1 protein-coding gene is annotated in these 3,798 nt (G+C 70.0%); it reads left to right on the top strand.

Annotation, left to right across the window (positions count from 1 at the left end; genetic code table 11):
* Positions 1-236 precede the first annotated feature (236 nt).
* On the top strand, positions 237-3,671 hold the full coding sequence (locus tag LQV45_RS20335) for an error-prone DNA polymerase (protein ID WP_230008566.1): 3,435 nt from the start codon (positions 237-239) through the stop codon (positions 3,669-3,671).
* Positions 3,672-3,798: the final 127 nt, after the last annotated feature.

The raw sequence follows: 3,798 nt of genomic DNA, 5'->3' as shown, positions 1-3,798 counted from the left end.
GGGCGGGTCCCTGGCCGATCAGCGAGCGCGGGTGGGATCCGCTGCGTCGACGGCGGGCCCACCGCTTCCAAGTGGTCGATGACGACGGGGGTGCGTGGCTGCTCGTCGTCGAAGAAGGCGAATGGCGGGCGGAGGGGCGCTATGACTGAGCGCCAGCGTGTGCCGGCGCCCGTTCTGCTCCTCGGACCGGTGATCGCTACGGCACCGCGGTCGACACCCCGGGCGGGGTGTGGCTGATGGGCTTCCACAACCCCCCGGTGAAGTGGTCCGAGCTGGAGCGCGCGCTGAGCGACACGCGACGCCCCGTTTCGACCCCGCCGAACGGCGACGGCGGTGACAGTCCCGCGTGGTCGCACAAGCGTGGCCCGTACGTTCCCCCCACGATCGCGCGACCCGACGACGCCGTTCCGTACGCCGAACTGCACGCGCATTCGTCGTACTCGTTCCTCGACGGGGCGTCCTCGCCCGAAGAACTCGTAGAAGAGGCCGAGCGGCTCGGACTCCACGCGCTCGCGCTCACCGACCATGACGGCTTCTACGGCATCGTGCGCTTCGCCGAAGCGGCGGAGGCCCGCACGGTGCGCACCGTCTTCGGCGCCGAGCTGTCGCTCGGACTCGACGGTCCGCAGAACGGTCGGGCCGATCCCGCCGGTTCCCATCTGCTGGTGCTCGCCCGGGGCGAAGAGGGGTACCACCGACTCGCCGGCGCACTGACCCACGCCCAACTCTCCGGCGGAGAAAAGGGGCGACCCGTCTATGACCTCGCCGACCTGGCTCAACGCGCCGGCGGCCCGGACGATCCGCAGTGGGCGGTGCTCACCGGATGCCGCAAGGGGAGCGTCCGTCAGGCCCTGGCATCCGAGGGACCGGCGGGAGCCGCTCGCGCGCTCGACCTCCTCGTCGAGCTGTTCGGGCCCGAGGCCGTGTACGTCGAACTCATCGACCACGGCGGTCCGCTCGACTCGGCTCACAACGACCTGCTGGCCGCGCTCGCGGCCGACCGCGGACTCCCCGTTCTCGCCACGAACAACGTCCACTACTCCGCCCCGTCGAAAGAGCTGCTGGCCGCGGCGGTCGCCGCCGTGCGTGCCAACCGCAGTCTCGACGAGCTCGACGGGTGGTTGCCCGCGCACGCCGGTGCGCATCTGCGCTCGGGAGTCGAGATGGCGGCACGTTTCGCCCGCTACCCGGGGGCGGTCGCGCGCACGGTCACTCTCGCCGACGAGCTGGCCTTCCCCTTGCGTCGAGCCAAGCCGGCCCTCCCGAAGCAGGCCGTTCCCGAGGGACACACCCCGATGTCATGGTTGCGGCATCTGGTGTGGGATGCCGTTCCCCGGAAGTACCCGACCCTCTCCGGCGAGGACCGCGACCGCATCGAGCGGGAGCTCGCCGTCATCGAGATGAAGGACTTCCCGGGCTACTTCCTCATCGTCCACGGCATCGTCGCCGAAGCCCGACGGCGCGGCATCCTGTGCCAGGGGCGCGGATCGGCGGCCAACAGCGCCGTGTGCTACCTGCTCGACATCACCGCGGTCGACTCGATCTTCTACCGGTTACCGTTCGAGCGGTTCCTGTCGAGCCTGCGCGACGAGGAGCCCGACATCGACGTCGACTTCGACTCCGATCGCCGGGAAGAGATCATCCAGTGGGTCTACGAGACCTATGGGCGCGACCGCGCGGCACAGGTGGCGAACGTCATCCAGTACCGTCCCAAGAACGCCGTGCGTGACATGGCCCGCGCCCTGGGGCATTCGCCGGGGCAGCAGGACGCCTGGTCGAAGCAGGTCGAGCGGTGGGGCGCGACGCTCGAGACCGGTGCCGACCACGACATCCCCGACGAGGTCATCGAGTTCGCGTCCGAGCTTCTGAAGGCGCCCCGGCATCTCGGCATCCACTCCGGGGGCATGGTGCTCACCGATCGTCCCGTCGGTGAGGTCGTGCCGATCGAGCACGCCCGCATGGAGAACCGCACGGTGATCCAGTGGGACAAAGACGACGCCGCCTGGATGGGGCTGGTGAAGTTCGACCTGCTGGGCCTGGGGATGCTCGCGGCGCTGCAGTACTGCTTCGACCTGATCCGGGATGCCACGGGCGAGGCGTGGGAGCTGTCGACGCTGCCGAAGGAAGAGAAGGCCGTGTACGACATGCTGTGCCGCGCCGACTCGATCGGGGTGTTCCAGGTGGAGTCGCGTGCCCAGATGGGGTTGCTGCCGCGTCTGCAACCCCGGCGTTTCTACGACCTGGTGGTGCAGATCGCGCTCATCCGGCCGGGGCCCATCCAGGGTGGGGCCGTGCATCCTTTCGTGCGGCGAAAGCTCGGACAGGAGCCGATCACGTACGTGCACGAGAAGCTGCGCCCCGTGCTCGAACGCACGATGGGGGTGCCCGTCTTCCAGGAGCAGCTCATGCAGATGGCCGTCGCCATCGGCAACTGCACCGCCGAGGATGCCGACCTGCTCCGGCGGGCGATGGGCTCCAAGCGCGGGCTCGAGCGCATCGACTCGTTGCGTGAGAAGCTCTACGCCGGCATGGCCGAGAACGGTCTGGCGGGCCAGGTGGCCGACCAGCTGTACGCCAAGATCCAGGCGTTCGCGAACTTCGGGTTCGCCGAGTCGCACTCGCTTTCGTTCGGGCTGCTCGTCTACGCCAGTTCGTGGATCAAGCTGCACTACCCGGCGGCGTTCCTCGCGGGGCTCCTGCGCGCGCAGCCGATGGGGTTCTATTCGCCAGCGACGCTCACCGCCGACGCGCGCCGGCACGGCGTGCAGGTGCGGCGGCCCGACCTGCGGCGTTCGGGTGTCGAAGCGGGACTCGAGCCCCTCGACGACGCGACGGGGGGAACGGATGCCACTCACCGCCGCCCCACCACGGGCAGAGAGGCTTGCGCGCACGCCGATCAGCCGCCGACGGGTGATTTCGACCGTTCGGCCCCCGACGAGTCGGAGTCCCACCGCCGCGACGGGGCGTTCGCCGTGCGGATGGGACTCGCCGGCGTGACGGGTATCGGGGCGAAAGTCGCCGAACGCATCGTCGCCGAACGCGAGAGCGGCGGCGCCTACCGCGATCTGCGCGACCTGGTGCGCCGCACCGGGCTCGTGACCGCGCAGCTCGAAGCCCTGGCCACCGCCGGCGCATTCGAGTGCCTCGGGCATTCGCGACGCGAGGCGATCTGGCTCTCGGGTTCGGCGGCGCTGGATCGGCCCGAGTTCCTGCCCGACTCGGTGGCCTTCGTGCAGCCCCCGCTGTTCACCGATCCCTCGAGCTACGAGGTGCTCGCTGCCGACCTGTGGGCGACGGGACTCTCCACTGACGACCACCCGCTCACGCACTTCCGGTCCGCCCTCGACGCGCGGGGCGTGCTCACCTCGCGCGAGTTGCGCACGGCCGAGACCGATCGGCGCGTCGAGGTCGCGGGGCTGGTCACCCATCGGCAACGCCCGGCGACGGCATCCGGGATCACGTTCCTCAATCTCGAGGACGAGCACGGCCTCATGAACATCGTGTGCTCGGTCGGGGTGTGGAACCGCTACCGGCGGATCGCGCGGGAGTCTCCGGCACTCATCGTGCGCGGAATGCTCGAGAGATCGGTGGAAGGGGTCACCAACGTGGTCGCCGATGGGTTCACCGACCTGCGGGTGGGGGTTCTGCACACCTCGAGGGACTTCCGATGACGACGGCGGGCGTTACTAGACTCGGAGGACGCGCAGGCCGCACCGACGCACCACAGGGGGAACGACATGACCGACACGCCTCTCACGCCCGACGGCTGGTACCCCGACCCCGCCGGTGGCGGCGGAC

The sequence above is a fragment of the Microbacterium sp. Bi128 genome (assembly GCF_918698205.1).
The sequence above is the reverse complement of the archived record's forward strand: the minus strand, read 5'-3'. Positions and strand labels throughout refer to the sequence as shown.